Origin of the sequence: Serratia sp. G204Y (assembly GCF_051172435.1) — a bacterium.
Lineage (GTDB): Bacteria > Pseudomonadota > Gammaproteobacteria > Enterobacterales > Enterobacteriaceae > Serratia > Serratia sarumanii.
In genome coordinates, this window is sequence record NZ_JBPIZA010000001.1 from 499098 (window position 1) to 520438 (window position 21341).

A 21341-nucleotide genomic window follows, 5' to 3' on the forward strand; every position below is an offset into this window, starting at 1 on the left:
TTGGTGGGGCAATAAATGTCGATTATCGAAATAATGTGCGTTTATCGGACGATGAGGTGAGAGGGAAGTGAGGGTGGAATGTTAACCTTATGTTATGAAAAGGGATTGCCGTGGGAATGGCTGAGCCGGAAGCGGTTGAGAGTGTGAGCGTGATCATTAATCTTTTCAGTAAGATGAAAGAATGAGCGGGCCTTGATGGCCCGCATGGTTAACGCATGGCGGTGAGCCGAACCGGGGCGTTGGCGGCCCCGAAGCCGCGGTAGCCGCCCCGACGTTCCAATAACTCGAAGAAGAAGCGCCCTTTCTCGTAGGCGACGGTATAGACGTGCAGTAATTCTCCACCTTGCTCGTCTCGATCGTAGAGCACATTGAACGCTTGCAGCTGCGAAAGGAAAACGGGATCAAGATCGAAACGCGCTCTGAGGTCTTGATAGTAGTTATCGGGGATGCGCAGCGTTTTTAATCCACGCTGCTGAGCCGCTTTCACGACGCTGAACAAATCATTACAGCCAAAGGCGACATGCTGTAATCCCGCGCCCTGATAGGTGGTTAATGCCTGGGCGATTTGGGTTTCCCGGCTCACCGACATATTCAGCGGCAGCCGGATGGCGTCGTTGGGGCTGCGCAACACGCGGCTGCGCACCAAACCCAACGGATCGGGCAGTTCCCACTCGTTGTCCTGCACAAAACCCGGCACGCTGCGCAGGAACATGATCCAGTTGCCGCAAGATTCGTCCGTCAGCGCTATCGCGAGGTGATCGATGCTCTGCAGTGCAGGCGGCGGCGCGCTGCGATGAGTCAGATGAAAATCGGTGTGATAAATATCGTTCTTGGGATCTTCGTCCGCCTCGACCAGATAAATCAGGCTGCCGTCCGGTGCGCACAGGGCGGGAATTTGCCGCTCGTTGGGGCCGGTTTCTCCTTGCCAGAGGGCGTAACCGTAGTCTTGCGCCCGTTGCAGTAAACGCGCTACGCCGCGAACCCGCCACGCCACGGCGCAAAGAGAAATGCCGTGCAAGTGATAATAGCCGCTGGCCTGACTTTCCGGCTGGGCATTCAGAATGACATTCACTTTGCCGTTGCGATAGAGGGCGACGCTTTTGGAGCGGTGTTCGCCGGCGTGAACCAATCCCAACTGCGTCAGCCATTGGCCCATCGCCAGCCCATCGCTGTGCGAGACGGCAAATTCGATAAACTCCAGCGCCAGCAAGGGGGGATGCGCTTCTGAATGAAATAATGAGTGTTCTATGAGCGAGGCCATGGCGTTGGGCAGCAGAGGCTGTTTGGCCAACCAGTCATAGGTTTGTTCCTCCAGCCACAACAACGATCGGAAACCGTCCTGAGCCGTGGGAAGCACCGGCGAGGCGCGGAAACCATCGTTAAATATCTCCAGCGACCAGGCGCCGCGATAGCCATGCGCGGAAAGTTGAGTCATGAACTGAGCCAGGTTCAGCTCCCCTTGGCCGGGGAAACAGCGGAAATGGCGGCTCCAGGCGAGCACGTCCATCTTCAGCAGCGGGGCGTCCGCCAGTTGTACAAACACAATTTTTTCGGGGGGGACTTCATCAAGGCCGTCAAGATTATCGCCGCGCGACAGGATATGAAAACTATCGAGAATGATCCCCAGCGCCGGATGGTCTACGGCCTTAACCCGCGCCCAGGCGTCGCGCCACAGGTTCACGTGACGTCCCCATGCCAGCGCTTCATAACCGACAGTAATATCATACTCGGCGGCCAACTCCGCCAACGCGCGCAAATCGCTCACTTGCGTGGCCATGTCTTCGCTGCTGTCGGGCGAGACATTACTGCAGAGCAGCATGCGCGAGCAGCCCAATTGCTGCATGACGTCGAACTTGCGGGCTGCGCGTGAAAGGTTCTGCGCCAGGCTTTCGCGCGGGCCGCCTTCGAAGTCCCGAAACGGCTGGAACAGCAAAATTTCCAGGCCCAGTTCGGCGCACAGATCACGAATTTGCGCCGGTGAACCGGGGTAATAGACCAGATCGTTATCGAAAATTTCGACGCCATCAAAGCCTGCGGCGGCGATAGCCCGCAGTTTTTCCGGCAGCGAGCCCGATACCGAGACCGTCGCGATAGAACGTTTCATCATTGCCTCCAGTTAAGCGGTCATGGATGACCTGAAAGCGACCATTCAGTAGCGAGGCGGACCACCGACGGGAATTGAAACCTGTTATGGACCAAATGAAATGTTTCGTCAATTCAGAACATTCCATGACTTTTGGTTATATAAAGCGATCGGTTTTCTCACTTTACTTTTACATATTGCGCTTCCTACACTCTGTCGACATGTACCCTCAAATAATAAGGATACCGGGATGAAAAGTGATTGGATGGCGCGAGAACTGGTGCATCGCGATTACAGCCATCACCCGCCTGCGCTGGCGCCGCTGTATAAAACCAGCGTGCTGCGATCGCCGCGCAATGCATTAATTTCATTGCAAAACTCGTTGTCTGAACTGACCGCACCCGTGTTCACGCCAACGGATATCGGCCCGATTGATCACGATCTGATTCTGAACTACGCCAAAGACGGCTTACCGATCGGCGAGCGGATCATCGTGCATGGATATGTGCGCGATGCCTTCGGGGCGCCGGTGCGCAACGCCTTGGTCGAGGTATGGCAGGCTAATGCGGGAGGGCGCTATCGTCACAAGAAGGATCAGTATCTGGCGCCTATCGATCCCAATTTTGGCGGCTGCGGCAGGATGCTGACCGACGACAACGGGTATTACTGTTTTCGCACCATCAAGCCGGGCCCGTACCCCTGGCGCAATCAGGTCAGCGACTGGCGTCCGGCGCATATTCACTTCTCACTCTCCGGCGAGGCGTTCGCGCAGCGGTTGATCACGCAGATGTATTTCGAAGGCGATCCGTTGCTCGTTCGTTGCCCCATCTTGCAGTCGGTAGGCAGCGACGATGCGATGCGCACGCTGATTGCCGAGCTGGATATGCACGCCGCCGTGCCGCTGGACAGCCTGGCCTACCGCTTCGATCTGGTGCTGCGCGGCCATCGGGCCACGTGGTTTGAGAACCGTACACAGGGAGCCGCGTGATGAAAAAGTATTTGTCTGAAACGGCCTCGCAAACCGCCGGCCCTTATGTGCACATCGGTTTGGCGCCGCATGCCGCCGGTTTTGACATTTTTGAGCGTAATTTCACCCATGTGTTGACGCAACCGGAAACGCGCGGGGAACGCATCGTGGTGGAAGGGCATGTTTATGACGGTACCGGCACGCCGGTGCGAGACGCGCTGGTTGAAGTCTGGCAGGCCAACGCCGCCGGGCGATATCAGCATCCCGCCGACGGCCAACGAGATAAACCCGACGACCCCGCTTTTCGCGGCTGGGGGCGAACCTGTTCGGATTTCACCAGCGGCCTGTGGCAATTTGAGACGATCAAACCGGGCAGAGTGATGGGGCGCGACGGCCGGCTGATGGCGCCTCACCTCAATCTATGGATCGTGGCCCGCGGCATCAACATCGGGTTGAACACGCGTCTTTACTTCGCCGACGAGCAGGCGGCGAACGCTGAAGATCCGGTGTTGAACCTCATTGAATGGGAGAAACGGCGCGGCACGTTATTGGCGCAAAGGCGGCAGCGCGGTGATCAGACGGTATACCATTTCGATATCTGGTTACAGGGCGAGAACGAGACCGTTTTTTTTGATATTTGACCTCCGTTCGCCCTGTGAATGAGCTTGCCGCGTCGGCGGCAAGTTAATACTATAAATCATGAACATGACTTCTCGCTTTAGCCAACGCATCCGCCTGCGTCATCTGCACGCCTTTGTCGCTACCGCGCAGCAGGGGACGCTGGTGCGCGCCGCACAGCAATTGGGCATCACACAGCCCGCCCTCTCCAAAACGCTCAATGAACTGGAAAGCCTGGCCGGCGAGCGCCTGTTTTCGCGCAGCCGGCAGGGGGCAGAGCTGACCGCCGCCGGGGCGCGTTTCCTGCAGGATGCGGGGCGCGTTTTGGATGCGCTGAATGTGTTGGGGCGTACGGTCGCATCGGACAGCGAGGCGCTGCCGGCGCCGCTGCATATCGGCGCGCTGCCCACCACGCTGGTGAGTTTGGTCGCGCCGGTCGTGGTGGGGTTGCAGCAGCAATCCCCCGGCTGGCGCATGCAGGTTTCGACGCTGGCCAACGATGCGCTGATGATGGCGGTGAGATCCGGGCAATTAACCTTAGGGATAGGGCGTATGTCAGACCCCTCTCGCATGGAGGGGCTCAATTTCGAGCTGCTGTATCATGAAACGCTGCGGCTGGTGGTTGCTCCTCATCATCCGCTGTTGCATTCGGATGTCTCGCTGGCGGAGGCGTTGAGCTGGCCATTGGTGCTCTCCCCGCGAGGTACCGTGCCGCGTCAGAATGCGGAGGCGCTCATTGTCAGCCATGGGCTGGCGGTGCCGGAAGGGTGCGTCGAGACCTTGTCGGTCACGCTGGCGCGCTGCCTGACGCTACAGTATGGCTATGTTTGGCTGGTGCCTTACGGCGCGGTGCGTGACGACTTGTTCAGCAATCACCTGCGTGCGCTGCCGTTGCCTACCCAGGGCATGGCCGAGCCACTGGGCATCATTACCCGGCAAGAGGCACTCTCGTCCCCTGAGCAGCAGCGCCTGATTGCTGCGCTGCGCCAAAGGGTGCTGGATGTGCCGGTATAACCGCGTCTTCTAGTCGTCCGATCGCCGCCCGGCGTCGTGTTCGGCAAAGACGGACTGCGCCAGATGAAAAGCGGCGTTCGAGGCGGGTAGGCCGCAGTAAAGCGCCGCATGCATCAGAACTTCTTTGATCTCTTCACGCGTGACGCCGTTATTGAAGGCGGCCCGGATATGCATTTTCAGCTCAGCTTCGCGATTCAAGGCGATCAGCATCGCGATGGTGATCAGGCTGCGGGTATGGCGCGACAGGCCCGGACGCGTCCATATTTCCCCCCAGGCGTAGCGAGTGATGAAATGCTGAAACTCCTCGTTGAGCGGCGACAGCGCCGCGAGGGTATTATCGACATGCTCATCGCCCAACACCGCTCTGCGCACCGTCAGGCCTTGCTGATAACGTTGCCGCTGCGTGAGCTGTTCATCCAAAAAGGCCCGGAAAGTGCGATTGAATGCCCGCCAGGCCTCGACGCTGGAAAGGTGAGAGGCGGGCAAGATGACGCATTGAGCGCCGGGAATGCCCGCCACTAACGCTTTGGCATCATCGACGGTGGTTACCGCGTCGTCATGTCCGGCGATAATCAGCGTCGGCACGAGGATCCCTTCCAGCTCGGCGCGTAAATCGGCGTTCGCCAATGCTTCGCAGCAAGCGGCATAGCTGTTGGGATCGCAGGCGGTCAGCTGTTGCAATAATGCTTGCACCCTGGCGGGGGCAGATTGGCAAAATGCCGGCGTAAACCAGCGTGATGCTGCGCCATCGCTGACGGCGGCCATCCCCGACTGACGCACTTGCGCGGCGCGTTGTCGCCAATTCGCCGCCGTTCCAATTTTTGCTGCGCTATTGGCGATGGTCAACGTCAGCAAGCGCTCGGGATGAAAACGCGCCAGCCACAATCCCGTTAACCCCCCCATGGAGATACCGCAAAAATGGACGTGCTCAATCGCCAGAGCGTCCAACAATGACAGCACCTGTCTGCCCAGTAGCGCCAGCGATCCGGGTTGTTCACCGGGCGGCGATGCGCCGTGGCCGGCAACGTCGTAGCGCAGAATGCGATAGTGGGAGATGAGCGCGTCGCGCTGCGGTTGCCACATTGCCAATGACGTCCCCAGCGAGTTGCTGAACAGAACGACCGGGGCGTTTTCGGGCCCTTCCAGGACATAATTCAACATCATTGCTCCTTTTCGGCCGATGCCAGAACTTGTTGAATGAAACGCTGTGCGCTGCCTGTGGCATTGGCCGGATCGAGCAACGTCTCCAGAGCTTCCCGGCTGAGTCGGGAAGAGACTTCCGCATCGGCGCACAGCAGGGTTAACAGGGATTGCTGCGTTGCCTGAGCCTGGCGGCAACATTGCGCGATATGCTGGTGCGCCTGCTGGCTGCCGAGAAGCGGGGCTAAGGCCAGGGAAACCGATTCAGCCATGATCTGCCCCTGCGTCAGCGCCAGATTGCGCCGCATCGCCGCTTCATGCACCTCCAGGCCGTTAACGAGGTCAAGGCTTTGCGCCATTGCCGCTCCGCTCAGCACCAGGAGCTGCGGCAGGCTTTGCCACTCGGCCTGCCAGCCTCCCAGCGCGCGTTCGTGCTCTTGCACCTGGCCGGCATACAATCCCGCCATCAGCGCAGGCAAGCGGTTAGCCGCGCTGAGGATGGCGGCGCAGAGTACCGGATTGCGCTTATGCGGCATGGTGGAGGAGCCGCCGCGACCCGGGGCTGAAGGTTCGCTGATTTCAGCGACCTCGGTTTGCATCAACAGCGACATGTCACGCGCCAGCTTGCCGAGCGTGCCCGTGAGTCCGGCATACCAGCCGGCCAGTTCCAGCAACCGGTCGCGTTGGGTATGCCACGGCGTGGCGCTGCGCGGCAGCGCCAGCGCTTCCGCCAGCGCCTGCTCGACGCGTTCTCCCTGCTCGCCGAACGAGGCGAGCGTGCCGGCGGCACCGCCGAATTGCAGCGCCAGCACGCGTGGCCGCATTTCAGCCAGACGAACCCGAAAGCGCAGCAAGGCGTCCAGCGTGCCGGCCAACTTCAGCCCCAGCGTCGTGGGTAACGCGTGTTGCAGCCAGGTGCGGCCGACCATTAACGTTGCGCTATGGCGCCGACATTGCGCCGTCAGCGCCGCAATCAGCTGATTGAGCAGCGTGTCGGTTTGGCTGAGCGCGCTGCGCAGTTGCAGCACCAGCCCGCTGTCAATCGCATCCTGACTGGTTGCCCCCCAGTGAACGAAACGTGCCGCATCCGGCGAGCGTTGAGCCACCAGCGCCGTCAACTGTTTGACGAGCGGAATCGCTAAGTTGCCCGCCAATCCGGCGGACTGCGCCAGTGCGGCGGCGTCGAGTTTTTCCGCCCGGCAGTGGCTGCGTATGATTCGAGCCGACTCGTCATCGATAATCCCTGCAGATGCCAGGGCTTGCGCCAGGCCGGCTTCGAAATCGAGCATGCCCTGTAGCAGGGCCGTATCGCTGAAGCAGGGCGTTAATGGCGACGTCATAAACATTGCGCTATAGAGTGACATTGGTTATATCCGTTCCAGAATCAAGGCGACGCCCTGCCCAACACCTACGCACATGGTGCACAGGGCAAAGCGCCCGCCGGTGCGACGCAGCTGATAAGCGGCGGTCATGGCCAGCCTGCCGCCGGATGCGCCCAGAGGATGGCCCAGCGCGATGGCGCCGCCGTTAGGGTTGACCTGTTCCGCATCATCCGGTAACCCCAGGGCGCGCGTCACGGCCAGCGCCTGGGCGGCAAAGGCTTCATTCAACTCGATGACGTCCATTTGCGCCAGGCTCAAACCGGTTTGCGCCAGTACCTTGCGGACCGCGGGAACCGGCCCGTAACCCATGATGCGCGGCTCTACGCCGCAGGCGGACATGGCGACCACCCGCGCCAGCGGGGCGAGTCCATACTGCACCGCCGCGCGTTCGCTGGCAATGAGCAGGGCGCTGGCCCCGTCGTTGATGCCCGAGGCGTTGCCGGCGGTGACGCTCCCCTCGGCGTGTACGACGCCCTTCAGTGCGGACAGCGCGGCCAAAGAGGTGCTGCGGGGATGTTCGTCGCGAACCATGCTGAGCGGTTCGCCTTTGCGTTGCGGAATGCTGACGGCGATCAGTTCCTCATCAAACAGGCCCAGCTCCTGAGCGCGGGCGGTGCGTTGTTGGCTGCGCAATGCAAAGGCGTCTTGATCGGCGCGGCTGACGGCGAATTCACGAGCCACATTTTCGGCGGTTTCAGGCATGGTTTCGACACCGAACTGAGCGCGCATTTGCGGGTTGATAAAGCGCCATCCCATCGTCGTATCTTCCATTTTCAGCGATCGGCTGAAGGCGCTGTCCGCTTTGCCGGTGACAAAGGGCGCGCGCGACATGCTTTCCACGCCGCCCGCGATGATGACCTCCGCTTCGCCGCATTTAATGGCGCGCGACGCCATCCCTACCGCGTCCAATCCCGAACCGCACAGGCGATTGAGGGTGGTGCCCGGCACGGAGTGCGGCAATCCGGCCAGCAGCAGCGCCATTCGCGCCACGTTGCGGTTGTCTTCACCGGCCTGGTTGGCGCACCCCAGAATAACGTCATCAATGGCCTGGGGATCCAGCTGTGGCAGTCTGGCAAGCAGCGCCTTCAGGGGCAGAGCGGCCAAATCGTCGGCGCGCAGCGCGGATAATGCGCCGCCGTAACGGCCAAAGGGCGTACGAACGGCATCGCAGATTAAAGCCTGTTGCATGGCGATTTCCTCAAGCGGGGATCAGGTCAGATTGCAGTAAACGTATCGGGGTTAACGCTTGCAGCGCGTCAAAGGTGAGCCCCGGACACAGCTCCAGCACCTGCGGGCCGTCCGGGGTGATATCAATGATTGCCATATCCGAATAGATGCGGCTGACGCAGGCCAACCCGGTCAACGGGTAGCTGCACTGTTCCACCAGCTTGCATTCGCCGGTCTTGGTCAGGTAGTCCATCATCACATAGACTTTGCGCGCGCCGATGGCCAGATCCATGGCGCCGCCCACCGCCGGGATCGCGTCTTCGGCGCCGGTGCTCCAGTTGGCCAGATCGCCGGCAGCCGAAACCTGATACGCCCCCATCACGCAGATATCGAGATGGCCGCCGCGCATCATGGTAAAAGAGTCGGCGTGATGGAAATAACTGCCGCCGGGCAGCAAGGTCACCAGCTCTTTGCCGGCGTTGATGAGTTCCGGATCTTCTTCGCCCGGCGCGGGTGACGGCCCCATGCCGAGCAGGCCGTTTTCGCTGTGCAGAATCACTTCTTTGTCGGCGGGCAGGTAGTTAGCGATGCGGGTCGGCAGCCCGATTCCGAGGTTGACGTAGGCGCCTTCCGGAATATCGCGCGCCACCCGTTGGGCTAATTGGTCGCGGGTTAATTTTTGCATGTTCTACTCCTCAGGCAGAGAGGGAAAAGGTCGCGGGGCGCGCCACCGCCACCAGGCGCTGGACGAAGATGCCCGGCGTTATCACGTTTTCCGGATCCAGTGCGCCCAACGGCACCAATTCAGCGACCTGCGCTATCGTCGTGGCGGCGGCCATCGCCATCACCGGGCCAAAATTACGCGCCGCTTTGCGGTAAACCAGATTGCCCCAGCGGTCACCCCGATGGGCCTTTATCAAGGCGAAATCCGCCTTTAAGGGCGTTTCAAACACGTAATGACGCCCGTCGATTTCACGCGTTTCTTTGCCTTGCGCCAGCGGCGTGCCAAAGGCGGTTGGGGTGAAAATGCCGCCCAACCCGCTGCCGGCGGCCTGCATGCGGGCCGCGAGGTTGCCCTGCGGCACCAGTTCCAGTTCGATCGCGCCGCGGCGATAAAGATCGTCAAAGACCCACGAATCGGCCTGGCGCGGGAAGGAGCAAATCATCTTTCGCACACAGCCGGTCTTGAGCAGCGCCGCGAGGCCGCTGTCGCCGTTGCCGGCGTTATTGCTGATTACCGTCAGCTCGCGGGCACCGCGTCCAATCAGCGCATCGATCAGTTCCAGCGGCTGTCCCGCGGGGCCAAAGCCGCCAATCATGATGCTCGCGCCGTCCGGAATGATGGACACGGCATCTTCCAGGGTGGCCACACTTTTATCGATCATCTGTTGTTCCTTTTGTTCGATGCCCGCCGGGGGGAGTGTCTATCGTCAATGGGAAAAGTAGATCGTCCCTTTCAGGCAAACAATACCGATTATCGAAAAAGTGTGCGATTATCGGCTATTGTTTAACAAAGGTTCGCAGGCTGTGATCGTCGGCACACCGAAATTTCAGGCAGACAGCGGGGTAACGAGAATGGAAAAAGGACAGGAAATTACGCGCAGCAGCACCGATCCCTGGAAGGGGGATCCCGACTTTATGGCCTCTTTGGCGCGAGGATTGGAAGTCCTGCAGGCTTTTACGCCGCAGCGGCGGCTGATGTCGGTATCGCAGATTAGCCAGCGTACCGGCATTCCGCGCGCGGCGGTGCGCCGCTGCCTTTATACCCTGAGTAAGCTGGGCTTTGTGTACGCGGAAGACGGCAAGAATTATGAGCTGCGCCCGCGCGTCTTGTCGCTGGGCCATAACTGGCTGGCGGCTTCGCCGTTGGCCAACGCCGCGCAACCGGTGTTGAGGCAACTCAGCCAGACGCTCAATGAGTCCTGTTCCATGGCCATATTGGACGGTGATGACATTCTTTATATCGCCCGCGCATCGACTTCGCGGATCATGACCATCGATTTGCACGTCGGCAGTCGCTTACCTGCCAGCACGACGTCGATGGGGCGGGTTCTGCTGAGCGGGCTCGCCAATGAGCCGTTGAATGACTATTTGGCGCGGCTGACGCAACTGCGTTACACCAGCCATACCCTGGTGAGCGTTAGCGCATTGCGGGAAGAGCTGGCGCGCGTGCGTCAGCAGGGATATGCCATCAACGATCAGGAACTGGAGATTGGCCTGCGTTCACTGGCGGTGCCGCTCACCACGCCGGACGGCCGTATCGCCGCGGCGTTGAACGTCGGTGTGCATGCCAGCCAGGTTTCCGCAGAGCGTTTGTATCAGCACCACTTGCCTTTATTGCGCTCGGCCGCCGAAGAGATATCGCTGCTGTTGCACGATTAATCTTGAACTTTGGGTACCTGCCGGAGTTAACGCCGGTTTTTTACCGCGCCAGGTGAGTCATGCGGTGTTGTACTGTTGCCCGTGGGTAAGGTAATTTGCTGTTGGCAAAGATGACTGACGCGGGGGCCAACGGACATGAACGAGAAAATCGACTATCACATCGAGAAATACCATTTCGCGCCGCTGGATGAGGCCCCGCGGCTTGCGCACCAGTGGCGTGAGGTGCTGAACGAGTGCCGCGAGACGCAGGCCGGGGCGGAAGAGCGTCTGCGCATTGCGCTGCTCAACGTGGACTATGTGACCAGTTTCGAATTGCCGTTTCGCTTATTGCTGGTGCGGGCGCCGCAGCTGATCGCCGGCCTGCGCGATGAGTTGTCGATAAGTCAAAAAAATGTGGTGTTCAACGGCAAGCGTTTCGGCTGTGTCTACAGCCTGAAAAGCGATTTGAGCGACGTGCCGGAGGCCTTTCAGTACAGCCTGTCGACCCGTATTCATCGAACCTCGGCGTCGGGCGTGGACGCGCTGCCTTACCGGGAAATCGCCAAGGCGCTCAAAGCGCCGCGTGAGCGGCTCAAGCTGGCGCTGGAGCAGGGGCTGCCGGTAACGGCGCTGGATGGATTGTTCTGGTTCGGCATCCAGCGCATTGCCGCCGAGGTGCGCAGGCTAAGAAAAACCGGCATGGCGATAGTGACGGCGGAAACCGAGATCTTCGACACCCTGACCGGCACGACGCGCAAGGTCCCGGTGTACCGCCTGGCCGAGAGTTAATGGCCGATAGCCGGCGGTTTATATTATGAGGCTTGATTCCCGCCGGTCTCCGCCTGGCTCTTCTACGATCCTTTTTTACCCGCATCTCCTCGCCGTTCGGTAAGAAAACCGACGCGACGACCTGACTCAGCGTTCGTTCTGCAGCGGCACAACACAGACGGCGGGCCATCGTCGATAGCCGGTGTCACGATGGTGTTTCCGGTGGTCGGCGCCGTTTGCCGCCCACCTTTGGCTAACATCGACGAGGGTTTGAAGGAGAAGAGTATGCTGAAACGTTTTGCACTGCTGTGCTGGTGCCTGATCGGCGCCAACGCTCTGGCGGCGGGCCCCAACGCCAATATCAAGTATTACGGCTATGACTGGCTGGACTTTTATGAAACTGCCACGCCGTCTTTCAGCGCCACAGAGGCGCTTAAGGCGATTACCGGCACCGGCTTCAGTATGACCAATCTGAACGTGGTGCACACGTTGGCAAGCCTCAATCTGCCCGTTTGCGCCGGTGGCACCTGCGCCGTGAACATTCAGGCTGGTTCGGGTGCGGTCTCGGGATCGCCGTTTATCGATATCTGCCCTGGCGCAGACTCGAACGGCAGTTGTCAGGCCGCGGGTTCCTGGAACGCCATTTGGACGGCGGTGAAAAAGATCGTCGAAGCCAAACATAAGCCCGGCGCCATTTATTTTATCGATGAGCCATTCGACGTTCCCGCGTTACAGACCGCGGGGAAATACGACGCTTACCAATATTCAAGCTATGTTTGCACCCTGCGGCAGGCCATGCAGCAGTATGGCGTCGCGATCCCCATCTACACCATCTTGTCCTACCGGCATGCCAACAACGCCGAATGGATCCGTGAAATACAGCAGGGCGCGCCTGCGACCGCGTGTCCGGCCAACGTAAAAAGCACGCCCGATTGGGTTGGGGTGGATAACTACAACTGGTCGGTGGCGGATATGTGGAGTACCTACAACCGCCTGGCGCCGATAAGCGCAGCCGGACAAAAGTGGGTGTTGGTACCGCCTTCCACGGCATCGTTAGGAATGAACGACCAGCAACTGCATGCGCAAATTCAACTGTATTGGGATTTTATTAACCAATATCCCAATGCGCCTGTGGTTTACATCATGAACTGGCGGTTTGATCGCGAGGTTACCGAGAACCGTGCAGCCTACCCTCAATCGACCGCCTTACTGTCTTTCATGGCGAACACGCTGCTTGCCAAACCTTAGGCATGCAAAAAGGAGGTTCGAATCAGGAACCTCCTCTATAGTGCCGCTTACCGATAGGCTTCATTGCGCGCGATCGCGTATTTCCCGCTGCCCAGCAGCAGGATGACGACCCCACCCATAAAGAACACCAGTTCGTTTTCAATTCCCCAGGCGCCGACGTCGGTGACGGTAAACACCTTGCCGGTGCCCACCATCAGAAACGCCACCACCAGCGTGAGGGCGTAAACCAGCGCGGCGGGGCGGGTGAACAGCCCCAAAACGATCAGTATCGGCGCCAGGATCTCCCCAACATACACGCCATAGGCGATGAAGGCAGGCAGCCCCTGTTGTTGTAACGCATCGGCGATCCAGCCGACGCCATGCTGAATTTTCGCCACGCCGTGAAACAGCATCAGCCCGCCGAAGGTCAGTCTGAGCGCCAACTTGCCGGCGTCCGGACGATCAAAAAGGCGCGTGAATGCCGCATTCAGTGACTTAACCATGACCTTTCCTCCTGAATAGGAATGATTTTCAATCAATATATCAGCAAGGTGAATGCGAAAGATGTTCTGGATCAGTAAAACGGCGGGCTTTACGCCGAATCAGCGGGCGAGGTTCGGCGGGCATTGCGCACGGCAACGCAGGCTGTCCCCGCGACCCAAATCGCGGTAAAATGCAGCAGTTCACCCTATCGCATTCCATCAGGCCGTCGAACCCGCTATGAAAACGCGCAAACCGCGCCGTCCGCCCGGGCGGTGGATCTATTACATCCTGCATGAAGACATGCTGTGGCCCTGCCCGGTCAAATGGGAGTGGGAGAGCGGCTATAACGCCTGGCTGCCGTTTTACTATTCCCCCACGCTGGAGTTCGTCGCCGGCAACCCCGCCCGCGCCACCAAGGTCAGCAGCGGCCGGCGCTAAGCGTGTAGCCTGCCTTGCCGCCCGGCATCCGCTCACCTAAGATCATTGCATCACCCACAGGTTTCCGGGAGCGCCCATGTCTACTCTGTTTCGCACTTCTCTTTGCGGCGCGGTGGCGTTGCTGCTGCTTGCGGGTTGTCAGCAGACGGCGCATAAACCGGCGCCGCCGCTGCAGGCGCAGTTGGATCACATCGCTCTGATGCTGGCCGGCGGGCATTTCCTGCGCGTGGCGTGCGGGCGCAGCGAAGTGCCGGACGATGTGAAATTGCAGCGCACCGCGATGCGTACGGCGCAGCACCGCGGCTGGGACACGCATGCGGCAGGGTATCGGCAGCTGCCGGCGCTCACCCAGGCGCGCTATCTGGCTCTGCAACAGGATAATCAGCTGCTGACGGATAAATGCGCCACGCTCAGCCGCAGCACCGCGAGCTTTATCGCGGCGGCGCAGGCCGATCAGGAAGACTACATGGAGTAGCGTTGCGGCAAGCCTGTCGGGCGCTCGTCACGGGTGCCCAAAAATTCTTTGCAGGATAACGATTTATCGATCATCATTTGAAATGATGTTTCACTTTTATCCACCGAGCCCACCTTGAACCTGTATGCCGCCCTGCGTCAGCGCGTGGAAAATACGCCCTGGTACGCCAAACGGAAAAGCTACCGCGTGCTGTTCTGGCGCGAGATCACGCCGCTGGCGGTGCCGATCTTCCTGGAGAACGCCTGCGTGCTGCTGATGGGGGTGCTGAGCACCTTTCTGGTGAGCTGGCTCGGCAAAGAGGCGATGGCCGGAGTGGGGCTGGCGGACAGCTTCAACATGGTGATCATCGCCTTTTTTGCCGCGGTGGATCTCGGCACCACCGTGGTGGTGGCCTTCAGCCTCGGCAAGCGGGATCGCAGGCGGGCGCGGGCGGCGGCGCGTCAGTCGCTGGTCTTGATGACCGGCGTGGCGCTGCTGTTGGCGGCGGGCATTCATCTGGCGGGCGAACCGATCATCGATGTGATCGCCGGCGCGGCCTCGCCGGAAGTGAAAGCGCTGGCGCTCTCTTACCTGCAGACCACGGTGTGGAGCTACCCGGCGGCGGCGATTGCGCTGATCGGCAGCGGCGCCCTGCGCGGCGCGGGCAACACCAAGATCCCGCTGCTGATCAATGGCGGCATGAATATCCTCAATATCATCATCAGCAGCATTCTGATTTACGGCATGCTGGGTTGGCACGGGCTGGGCTTCGTCGGCGCGGGGCTGGGGCTGACGATTTCCCGCTATATCGGCGCCATCGCCATTCTCTATGTGCTGGCGATCGGTTTTAACCCGGCGCTGCACATCACGCTGAAAAGCTATTTCACGCCGCTGAAGATGAGCATCCTGTGGGAAGTGCTGGGGATCGGCATTCCCGCCAGCGTTGAATCGGTGTTGTTCAACGGCGGCAAGCTGTTGACGCAGATGTTCGTCGCCGGCATGGGCACCAACGTGATCGCCGGTAACTTCATCGCCTTCTCCATCGCTTCGTTGATCAACTTGCCGGGCAACGCGTTGGGATCGGCCTCGACCATCATCGTCGGCCGGCGGCTCGGCAAAGGCGAGATCGGCCAGTCGGAGCGGCAGCTGCGCCATATTTTCTGGCTGTCTACCCTTGGGCTAACCGCCATCGCCTGGGGCACGGCGCCGCTGGCCGGGGTATTCGCCGCGTTTTATACCTCGCAGGATGACGTGAAATCGGTGGTGAAAACCCTGATTTGGCTCAACGCCGCCTTTATGCCGATCTGGGCCGCTTCCTGGGTGTTGCCTGCCGGGCTGAAAGGCGCGCGCGATGCCCGCTTTGCCATGTGGGTGACGATGCTGGGCATGTGGGGTTGCCGCGTGGTGGCGGGCTACGCGCTGGGCATTGAACTGGGCATGGGCGTGGTGGGCGTCTGGTTGGGGATGTTCCTTGATTGGGCGGTGCGCGGCGCCTTGTTCTATTGGCGCATGGTCAGCGGGCGCTGGCTGTGGAAATATCCGCGGATGAGGCGAGAGAGGAAAGGTTGACCGTGTATTATCGGGAAACTGCCGGCGCCGATTGAACGGCCGCCGGCAAGAAAATGGCGTCGTCAGGAGTGGTGAGTCGAAGGATACCAGCGCAGTGAGTTATTGACAGGGCCTTGGGTGACCAGCACTTTTCCCTTGCCCGCCAGGCTCAGCAGCAAATTGCGCGCCTGATAAATCGTCAAGTCGTTGGACTCGGCCAATTGGCGTGTGGTGGGCCATTCGCCGGGCGGCGGCGGCGGCGTTTCCATGGCTGAAGGGCACAGGTTGTGTAGCGTCGTGAGTAAATGTTGCTGCAGGTTCTGCAATTCTTGTTGTTTTGAGATGCGTTTTGCCATGTAAGCCTCCCTTAAACTTCAGGTGAGTTTTGATATAGCGGTAAAAGATGGGTCAGAGAATAGTGCCGGTTGCCGACAAGACGCTCCTGAGCTATTCCCGGACGGCCGTCTGAACCTGATATTTTCGCCGCTATAACCCGGCGGCGCGCAAGGGGCAGGATGGAGAATGCCGTTGCCGGGGGCCCGGCCGGCTGTGTGAATTGGCTGTATTTCATTGTTTTGCTCCATGGTGTACTTCCGAGCCTGGTTTTCACCTGTTCGGATCGTTAAGTCTTCCTTCTCTTTGTCGGCGCATTATAACGCAAATAGCAAAATGGCGATCGTTAATGTCGTGGAAAATATGTTTTTCGATACAATTGACTGGTGTTATTGCTTTTACGATCTGTTGTCTCGCAAAAATATATTCGCCTCGTGGTTTTTGGGCTTATATTTTGTATTTATTGGTTTTGATTAAAATGGCTTTCCAAGGTGTGAGTGTTTTTGTAAGAATAACCAGGCCAAAATGAGCGGGTAAGACGGAACTTATTTTAAATGTCTCTGAAGGGTAAGTCTTTAGACGATCTTTATTTAAGCGTGTTTTTCTTTTGCCTGTTTAGCTATTCGTTTATAACCCTAATTGGGTGGTAATGAATTGATAGTCGCGATTTCACAATTGCGACGTCTTTCTTTTTGGCGAAGAGTAATACCGTTATTCATTCTGGAATGTATAAATGGCTGTTAAAGGAACGGGAGCAATCCTGCGCTTTTTACACAATATTAAAGGAATAAGTGAATTATGAAACTGAACAAAATCATGCTGGCAACTGTTCTGGCGTTTGGCGTGTCTTCTCTGGCGAATGCCGCCGATCAGGGTCATGGCAAAGTGACTTTTACCGGTTCTATTATTGATGCTCCTTGCTCCATTGCGCCTGAATCGGTCGATCAAACTGTGGAAATGGGGCAGATTTCCAATGTCGCGCTGAAAAATGGCGGCAAATCAGCGCCGCGTCAGTTCGATATTAAACTGGAACAGTGCGACACCTCCACGCTGAAAACCGTCACCACCACTTTTGACGGCAAGGCTTCTGCCGCGAATCCTGATCTGCTGGGCATCATCGGTACCGCCAGCGGCGCCAGCATCGCCATTACCGACATGGCGAGCAATCCGATCAAACTGGGCACCGCAACGGCTCCTCAGACGTTGAACGACGGCAACAACACGCTGCGCTTCGCCGCTTACCTGCAGGGTGACGGCGCTTCCGCCACCGTGGTTCCAGGTGATTTCACCGCCGTAGCCGATTTCAAACTGGCTTACCAATAAGTCTCATCGCCATTAGCGTGACGTCTTTTATGCATGCGGGATATCCCGCATGCATTTTCCCAGGATGAAGGGTATTTGTCAGGGGTATTCAATGAACCGGTTTATTTACCATTTAGTGTCTCCTTGCATATTGATGACCATGCTAGTTATTCCGGCCACTCAGGCTGCTCCCAAGGTTCAGGGATGGGGGCGAGTGAATATGCAAGGAGCCATTATCGATACCGCTTGCGCCATTGCCGCCGGCAGTCGCGATCAGACTATCGATATGGATGTGTTGCCGCTGGGAAATATTGCGCGCGATGGACAGGGCAATACGCGCCCATTCACCATCGAATTAATCAACTGCACGTTTGAACGGCCAAAGCCCAATTTGCCGAACTGGAAGCAATTCCAGGTTGTTTTTGACGGCGATGCCGATGGCGAGTTATTCGGCGTGCGCGGAGACGCGAAGGGTGTGGCGCTGCAAATATCCGATGGCCAAGGGAATATCGCGGCGCCCGGTGTGCCTTTGCCGCGTGGCGATATTTCACCAGGAAGCATGTCGCTCAACTATTCCATCAAGCTGGTTGCCAATAAGCAACCGCTGCATGCCGGAAGCTATTTTTCTGCGGTGCGCTTCAAGCTGGATTATTACTGAAGTTTTTATTACGGCTTACGGTGGGCCGCAACGACGGAAATATACGATAAAGGTTAGGGATATGATGTTATCACCTGCTGGGAAGCTATTTCGATTTCAGGTTTTGGGGTTATGTATCACGCTGGCACTGGGAAGTTCATCAACGCGTGTTTACGCTGAAGACGGTATTCAATTTAATACCGACATTCTGGATGTTAACGATCGGAAAAATATCGACCTAAGCCAATTTTCCCGCAGCGGCTACATTATGCCGGGGAGTTACAGCATGGTGGTTCATATCAATAAAAACGAACTGCCGGAGCAAAAAATATCGTTTTATCCGCCGGACAGCGATCCGGACGGCAGCCGGGCCTGCATCACCAAAGCGTTGGTCGAACAATTGGGGCTGAAGCAAGAGATGATGCGATCGCTCAGCTGGTGGCATCAGGGTGAGTGTCTGGACGAATCCAGCCTGAAGGGCATGGCGTCGCGCGGCGATCTTGCGACGGCTGCGCTCTATCTGAGCGTGCCGCAGGCTTATATGGAGTACAGCTCGGAAGACTGGGATCCGCCGTCGCGCTGGGATGAGGGCATTCCGGGATTGTTGTTCGACTATAACCTCAATGCTCAAAGCCGGCATCAGCAAAAGGAGGGCACTCGCGAGTATAGCGTCAGCGGCAACGGTACCGCCGGCGCCAATCTCGGCGCCTGGCGTCTGCGCGCCGACTGGCAGGGGCAGCTTAACCATCAAACCGGTGTCGGGCAGCCTACCGATAAGAAGTTGGAGTGGAGCCGCTATTACGCCTACCGCGCCATCCCCGCGCTGCGTTCGCGCCTGACGCTGGGTGAAGACTATTTGGATTCGGGCATTTTCGAGAGCTTCCGTTTTTCAGGCGCGAGTCTGGTCTCCGACGACAATATGCTGCCGCCCAACCTGCGCGGCTATGCGCCAGAGGTGGTCGGCGTGGCCAAAACCAACGCCAAGGTGACCATCAGTCAGCAGGGGCGGGTCATTTATGAAACCCAGGTGGCGGCGGGGCCGTTCCGTATTCAGGACATCAATGACGCCATCTCCGGCGAGTTGGATGTGCGGGTGGAAGAACAGGACGGCAGCGTACAGGCGTTCAAGATGAACACCGCCAGCATTCCGTATCTGACCCGCCCGGGCTCGTGGCGTTTCAAACTGGCGGCGGGCAAGCCGTCCGACTGGCAACACCACGCTCGCGGGCCGCTGTTTGGCACCGGCGAATTCTCATGGGGCATCAGCAACGGCTGGTCGTTGTATGGCGGCGCGTTGGCGGGCGGCGATTATAACGCCCTTTCGCTGGGCGTGGGGCGCGATCTGATGATGTTCGGCGCGCTGTCGTTCGACGCCACCCAATCGCGGGCGCGCCTGCCGCAGCAGGAAAAAACGCTGAGCGGCGGTTCTTACCGGGTGAGCTATTCGAAAACCTTCGATGAGTTGGACAGCCAGGTCACCTTCGCCGGCTACCGTTTCTCGCAAGAAGACTACATGAGCATGAGCGAATACCTCGACGCGCGTTATTACGGTAATCGGGTCGGCAACAACAAGGAGATGTACACCATCACCTTTAACAAGCAGTTCCGCGACTGGGGGTTGAGCACCTACCTCAACTACAACCATCAGACTTATTGGGATCGCCCGGCCAATGACCGTTACAGCCTGACGGCGTCGCGCTATTTCGACATCGGCGACTTCAAAAACCTGAGCCTGTCGTTGTCGGCTTATCGCAACCGTTACAACGAGACCAACGACGACGGCATGTATCTGTCGCTGTCAATGCCGTGGGGCAATGGTGCCACTCTCAGCTACAACACCACGGTGAATCGCAACGACAACACTCATCGCGTGGGGTACTACAACCGCGTCGACGAACACAACAACTATCAGGTGAGCGCCGGCAGCGCGCGTAGCGGCGCCAATTTGAACGGCTACTACAACCACGAGGGCGACGTGGCGCGTCTGAGCGCCAACGCCAGCTATCAGGCCGGGCGCTACAGCGCCGTTGGCCTGTCCGCGCAGGGAGGGATGACCGTCACGCAGGAAGGCGGCGCGCTGCATCGCTCTACCGTTATGGGCGGTACGCGCCTGTTGCTGGACACCAACGGCGTAGCCGGGGTACCGGTGCGCGGCTACGGCAGCACCGTGAGCACCAACCGCTTCGGCAAGGCGGTGGTGGCGGACGTCAACAGCTATTACCGCAACAAGGCCAGCATCGATCTGAACAAGCTGGGAGACAACGCCGAGGCCACCCGATCGGTGGTGCAGGCCACCCTGACGGAAGGGGCGATTGGCTACCGCAAGTTCGATGTGATCGCCGGTGAGAAGGCAATGGCGATCGTCAAACTGGCGGACGGCAGTACGCCGCCGTTCGGCGCTACGGTGTTGAACGCCCGCAAACAGGAAACCGGCATCGTCAACGACGGCGGCAGCGTCTACCTGAGCGGCATCAACGCCGGTGAAACCATGACGGTCCACTGGAATGGTGCCGCACAGTGCCAAATACAGCTGCCGTCTTCGCTGCCGGCCGACATGCTGATGCGCACATTGTTGCTGCCTTGCCGGCCGCTCGCCCCGGCTGAATAAATTCATCATTCTGAATCTGGAGTAATCGACAACATGCAGAACATTTCCCTGAAGACCGCGGCGGCGATCGCCCTGTTGAGCACAGCGATGTCGCAGCAGGCATCGGCGGCGATCGCGCTCGATCGCACCCGGGTGATCTTTGACGGCGGCCAGAGCTCGGTCAGCCTGAACCTCAGCAACCAGAACAAACAGCTGCCGTATCTGGCGCAGGGTTGGCTGGAGGACGAACAGGGCAACAAGATTCAGAGCCCGCTGGTGGTGCTGCCGCCGGTGCAGCGCATCGAGCCGGGCAAACCGAGCCAGATAAAGATTCAGGCGCTGCCGGCGGCCAAACAGCTGCCGCAGGATCGCGAGAGCCTGTACTACTTCAATTTGCGCGAGATCCCGCCGAAGAGCGACAAACCGAACACGCTGCAGATCGCGCTGCAAACGCGCATCAAGCTGTTTTACCGGCCGACGGCGATCGTGCCGAGCCGCGCCGACATGGCGACGCCGTGGCAAGAGCAACTGACACTGACGCGGCAGGGAGACGGCTATCAGGTCAATAACCCGACCCCTTATTACATCACCATTGTCGATGCCGGGAGCAAAAAGCACGGCGAAGGCGCGCAGGGTTTCGAGCCCTTCATGATCGCGCCCAAGAGCAATGCGCGGCTGACCGTGAGCGCGGCGGCCCTGGGCGGCAGCCCGGTGCTGACCTATATCAACGACTACGGCGGCCGGCCGCAGCTCAGTTTCAGCTGCAGCGGCGGCAGTTGCAAAGTGGTGCCGGAAAAGAAACCGGCTTCATAACCCTCTGTTCAGGCCGTTA

At 59.0% G+C, this 21341-nt stretch carries 21 protein-coding genes; 13 read left to right on the top strand and 8 right to left on the bottom strand.

The window, feature by feature from the left end:
* Nucleotides 1–208: 208 nt before the first annotated feature.
* A complete protein-coding gene (locus ACSBQQ_RS02450) occupies nt 209–2104 on the bottom strand; it encodes a bifunctional sugar phosphate isomerase/epimerase/4-hydroxyphenylpyruvate dioxygenase family protein (RefSeq protein WP_033635145.1) in 1896 nt (631 codons plus the stop codon).
* Between the two features lie 229 nt (nt 2105–2333).
* Here ACSBQQ_RS02450 and pcaH point away from each other — a divergent pair, with 229 nt between their 5' ends.
* Genes pcaH through ACSBQQ_RS02465 form a run of 3 tightly spaced genes read left to right on the top strand, consistent with a single transcriptional unit; the run spans nt 2334 to nt 4682 of the window.
* Nucleotides 2334–3071 (top strand): protocatechuate 3,4-dioxygenase subunit beta, encoded by a 738-nt coding sequence (pcaH, locus tag ACSBQQ_RS02455; RefSeq protein WP_033647894.1) that lies wholly within the window; start codon nt 2334–2336, stop codon nt 3069–3071.
* Nucleotides 3071–3691 carry a protocatechuate 3,4-dioxygenase subunit alpha gene (gene pcaG / locus ACSBQQ_RS02460; RefSeq protein WP_033635143.1) on the top strand — a complete coding sequence of 207 codons (621 nt, stop codon included), beginning with the start codon at nt 3071–3073 and terminating at the stop codon, nt 3689–3691. Before pcaH ends, pcaG begins: the two co-directional genes overlap by 1 nt.
* A gap of 58 nt (nt 3692–3749) precedes the next feature.
* Nucleotides 3750–4682: a LysR substrate-binding domain-containing protein gene (locus tag ACSBQQ_RS02465; protein WP_060387997.1), complete on the top strand. Its 933-nt coding sequence runs from the start codon at nt 3750–3752 to the stop codon at nt 4680–4682.
* 9 nt (nt 4683–4691) lie between these two features.
* Here the strand turns inward: ACSBQQ_RS02465 and pcaDC are convergent, their stop codons facing one another.
* The 5 genes from pcaDC to ACSBQQ_RS02490 are packed head-to-tail and all read right to left on the bottom strand — an operon-like array spanning nt 4692 to nt 9756.
* On the bottom strand, nt 4692–5846 hold the full coding sequence (pcaDC, locus tag ACSBQQ_RS02470) for a bifunctional 3-oxoadipate enol-lactonase/4-carboxymuconolactone decarboxylase PcaDC (RefSeq protein ID WP_049211390.1): 1155 nt from the start codon (nt 5844–5846) through the stop codon (nt 4692–4694).
* The gene (gene pcaB / locus ACSBQQ_RS02475; protein ID WP_060387996.1) at nt 5843–7186 is read right to left on the bottom strand and encodes a 3-carboxy-cis,cis-muconate cycloisomerase; all 1344 of its coding nucleotides are present in this window, start codon (nt 7184–7186) and stop codon (nt 5843–5845) included. The genes pcaDC and pcaB overlap by 4 nt, the downstream gene beginning before the upstream one ends.
* 3 nt (nt 7187–7189) lie before the next feature.
* Nucleotides 7190–8392, bottom strand: coding sequence for a 3-oxoadipyl-CoA thiolase (pcaF, locus tag ACSBQQ_RS02480; protein WP_060387995.1), 1203 nt, complete (start codon nt 8390–8392; stop codon nt 7190–7192).
* Between the two features lie 10 nt (nt 8393–8402).
* Nucleotides 8403–9056, bottom strand: coding sequence for a 3-oxoacid CoA-transferase subunit B (locus ACSBQQ_RS02485; RefSeq protein WP_033647889.1), 654 nt, complete (start codon nt 9054–9056; stop codon nt 8403–8405).
* Nucleotides 9057–9066: 10 nt separating this feature from the next.
* Complete coding sequence (locus ACSBQQ_RS02490) at nt 9067–9756, bottom strand: 3-oxoacid CoA-transferase subunit A (RefSeq protein ID WP_039565323.1); 690 nt, start codon at nt 9754–9756, stop codon at nt 9067–9069.
* Nucleotides 9757–9946: 190 nt separating this feature from the next.
* Here ACSBQQ_RS02490 and ACSBQQ_RS02495 point away from each other — a divergent pair, with 190 nt between their 5' ends.
* From ACSBQQ_RS02495 to ACSBQQ_RS02505, 3 genes are all read left to right on the top strand, one after another.
* The gene (locus ACSBQQ_RS02495) at nt 9947–10753 is read left to right on the top strand and encodes an IclR family transcriptional regulator domain-containing protein (protein ID WP_033635136.1); all 807 of its coding nucleotides are present in this window, start codon (nt 9947–9949) and stop codon (nt 10751–10753) included.
* Nucleotides 10754–10888: 135 nt separating this feature from the next.
* Nucleotides 10889–11521 (top strand): helix-turn-helix domain-containing protein, encoded by a 633-nt coding sequence (locus tag ACSBQQ_RS02500; RefSeq protein ID WP_060427829.1) that lies wholly within the window; start codon nt 10889–10891, stop codon nt 11519–11521.
* A 264-nt stretch (nt 11522–11785) separates the two neighbouring features.
* Complete coding sequence (locus ACSBQQ_RS02505) at nt 11786–12748, top strand: hypothetical protein (protein WP_060427831.1); 963 nt, start codon at nt 11786–11788, stop codon at nt 12746–12748.
* 47 nt (nt 12749–12795) lie between these two features.
* Here ACSBQQ_RS02505 and ACSBQQ_RS02510 read toward each other — a convergent pair whose 3' ends face one another.
* On the bottom strand, nt 12796–13230 hold the full coding sequence (locus ACSBQQ_RS02510) for a DoxX family protein (protein ID WP_033635133.1): 435 nt from the start codon (nt 13228–13230) through the stop codon (nt 12796–12798).
* A gap of 217 nt (nt 13231–13447) precedes the next feature.
* Between ACSBQQ_RS02510 and ACSBQQ_RS02515 the strand changes: the two genes are divergently transcribed.
* The 3 genes from ACSBQQ_RS02515 to ACSBQQ_RS02525 all read left to right on the top strand — a co-directional run bounded on the left by ACSBQQ_RS02515 (nt 13448) and on the right by ACSBQQ_RS02525 (nt 15671).
* Nucleotides 13448–13648 carry a hypothetical protein gene (locus tag ACSBQQ_RS02515; RefSeq protein WP_015378375.1) on the top strand — a complete coding sequence of 67 codons (201 nt, stop codon included), beginning with the start codon at nt 13448–13450 and terminating at the stop codon, nt 13646–13648.
* A gap of 76 nt (nt 13649–13724) precedes the next feature.
* On the top strand, nt 13725–14123 hold the full coding sequence (gspS, locus tag ACSBQQ_RS02520) for a type II secretion system pilot lipoprotein GspS (RefSeq protein ID WP_060427833.1): 399 nt from the start codon (nt 13725–13727) through the stop codon (nt 14121–14123).
* A 114-nt stretch (nt 14124–14237) separates the two neighbouring features.
* A complete protein-coding gene (locus ACSBQQ_RS02525) occupies nt 14238–15671 on the top strand; it encodes an EmmdR/YeeO family multidrug/toxin efflux MATE transporter (RefSeq protein WP_033647886.1) in 1434 nt (477 codons plus the stop codon).
* Nucleotides 15672–15733: 62 nt separating this feature from the next.
* On the opposite strand, the gene ACSBQQ_RS02530 is transcribed toward ACSBQQ_RS02525, so the two are convergent.
* Nucleotides 15734–16006 (bottom strand): hypothetical protein, encoded by a 273-nt coding sequence (locus ACSBQQ_RS02530; RefSeq protein WP_039565339.1) that lies wholly within the window; start codon nt 16004–16006, stop codon nt 15734–15736.
* A gap of 775 nt (nt 16007–16781) precedes the next feature.
* On the opposite strand from ACSBQQ_RS02530, the gene ACSBQQ_RS02535 reads away from it, so the two are divergent.
* From ACSBQQ_RS02535 to ACSBQQ_RS02550, 4 genes are all read left to right on the top strand, one after another.
* Entirely contained in the window at nt 16782–17306 is a 525-nt protein-coding gene (locus ACSBQQ_RS02535) for a fimbrial protein (protein WP_033635129.1), read from the top strand.
* A gap of 91 nt (nt 17307–17397) precedes the next feature.
* On the top strand, nt 17398–17943 hold the full coding sequence (locus ACSBQQ_RS02540; protein ID WP_033647884.1) for a fimbrial protein: 546 nt from the start codon (nt 17398–17400) through the stop codon (nt 17941–17943).
* A gap of 61 nt (nt 17944–18004) precedes the next feature.
* Nucleotides 18005–20530, top strand: coding sequence for an outer membrane usher protein (locus ACSBQQ_RS02545; protein WP_033647883.1), 2526 nt, complete (start codon nt 18005–18007; stop codon nt 20528–20530).
* 33 nt (nt 20531–20563) lie between these two features.
* Entirely contained in the window at nt 20564–21322 is a 759-nt protein-coding gene (locus ACSBQQ_RS02550; protein ID WP_033635126.1) for a fimbria/pilus periplasmic chaperone, read from the top strand.
* The last annotated feature ends 19 nt before the right edge of the window (nt 21323–21341 follow it).

What these genes read in the sequence shown, in the direction of transcription:
- ACSBQQ_RS02450 (WP_033635145.1), bottom strand. Translation starts at nt 2,104, where the DNA reads ATGAAACGTTCTATCGCGACGGTCTCGGTATCGGGCTCGCTGCCGGAA.
- pcaH (WP_033647894.1), top strand. Translation starts at nt 2,334, where the DNA reads ATGAAAAGTGATTGGATGGCGCGAGAACTGGTGCATCGCGATTACAGC.
- pcaG (WP_033635143.1), top strand. Translation starts at nt 3,071, where the DNA reads ATGAAAAAGTATTTGTCTGAAACGGCCTCGCAAACCGCCGGCCCTTAT.
- ACSBQQ_RS02465 (WP_060387997.1), top strand. Translation starts at nt 3,750, where the DNA reads ATGAACATGACTTCTCGCTTTAGCCAACGCATCCGCCTGCGTCATCTG.
- pcaDC (WP_049211390.1), bottom strand. Translation starts at nt 5,846, where the DNA reads ATGATGTTGAATTATGTCCTGGAAGGGCCCGAAAACGCCCCGGTCGTT.
- pcaB (WP_060387996.1), bottom strand. Translation starts at nt 7,186, where the DNA reads ATGTCACTCTATAGCGCAATGTTTATGACGTCGCCATTAACGCCCTGC.
- pcaF (WP_060387995.1), bottom strand. Translation starts at nt 8,392, where the DNA reads ATGCAACAGGCTTTAATCTGCGATGCCGTTCGTACGCCCTTTGGCCGT.
- ACSBQQ_RS02485 (WP_033647889.1), bottom strand. Translation starts at nt 9,056, where the DNA reads ATGCAAAAATTAACCCGCGACCAATTAGCCCAACGGGTGGCGCGCGAT.
- ACSBQQ_RS02490 (WP_039565323.1), bottom strand. Translation starts at nt 9,756, where the DNA reads ATGATCGATAAAAGTGTGGCCACCCTGGAAGATGCCGTGTCCATCATT.
- ACSBQQ_RS02495 (WP_033635136.1), top strand. Translation starts at nt 9,947, where the DNA reads ATGGAAAAAGGACAGGAAATTACGCGCAGCAGCACCGATCCCTGGAAG.
- ACSBQQ_RS02500 (WP_060427829.1), top strand. Translation starts at nt 10,889, where the DNA reads ATGAACGAGAAAATCGACTATCACATCGAGAAATACCATTTCGCGCCG.
- ACSBQQ_RS02505 (WP_060427831.1), top strand. Translation starts at nt 11,786, where the DNA reads ATGCTGAAACGTTTTGCACTGCTGTGCTGGTGCCTGATCGGCGCCAAC.
- ACSBQQ_RS02510 (WP_033635133.1), bottom strand. Translation starts at nt 13,230, where the DNA reads ATGGTTAAGTCACTGAATGCGGCATTCACGCGCCTTTTTGATCGTCCG.
- ACSBQQ_RS02515 (WP_015378375.1), top strand. Translation starts at nt 13,448, where the DNA reads ATGAAAACGCGCAAACCGCGCCGTCCGCCCGGGCGGTGGATCTATTAC.
- gspS (WP_060427833.1), top strand. Translation starts at nt 13,725, where the DNA reads ATGTCTACTCTGTTTCGCACTTCTCTTTGCGGCGCGGTGGCGTTGCTG.
- ACSBQQ_RS02530 (WP_039565339.1), bottom strand. Translation starts at nt 16,006, where the DNA reads ATGGCAAAACGCATCTCAAAACAACAAGAATTGCAGAACCTGCAGCAA.
- ACSBQQ_RS02535 (WP_033635129.1), top strand. Translation starts at nt 16,782, where the DNA reads ATGAAACTGAACAAAATCATGCTGGCAACTGTTCTGGCGTTTGGCGTG.
- ACSBQQ_RS02540 (WP_033647884.1), top strand. Translation starts at nt 17,398, where the DNA reads ATGAACCGGTTTATTTACCATTTAGTGTCTCCTTGCATATTGATGACC.
- ACSBQQ_RS02545 (WP_033647883.1), top strand. Translation starts at nt 18,005, where the DNA reads ATGATGTTATCACCTGCTGGGAAGCTATTTCGATTTCAGGTTTTGGGG.
- ACSBQQ_RS02550 (WP_033635126.1), top strand. Translation starts at nt 20,564, where the DNA reads ATGCAGAACATTTCCCTGAAGACCGCGGCGGCGATCGCCCTGTTGAGC.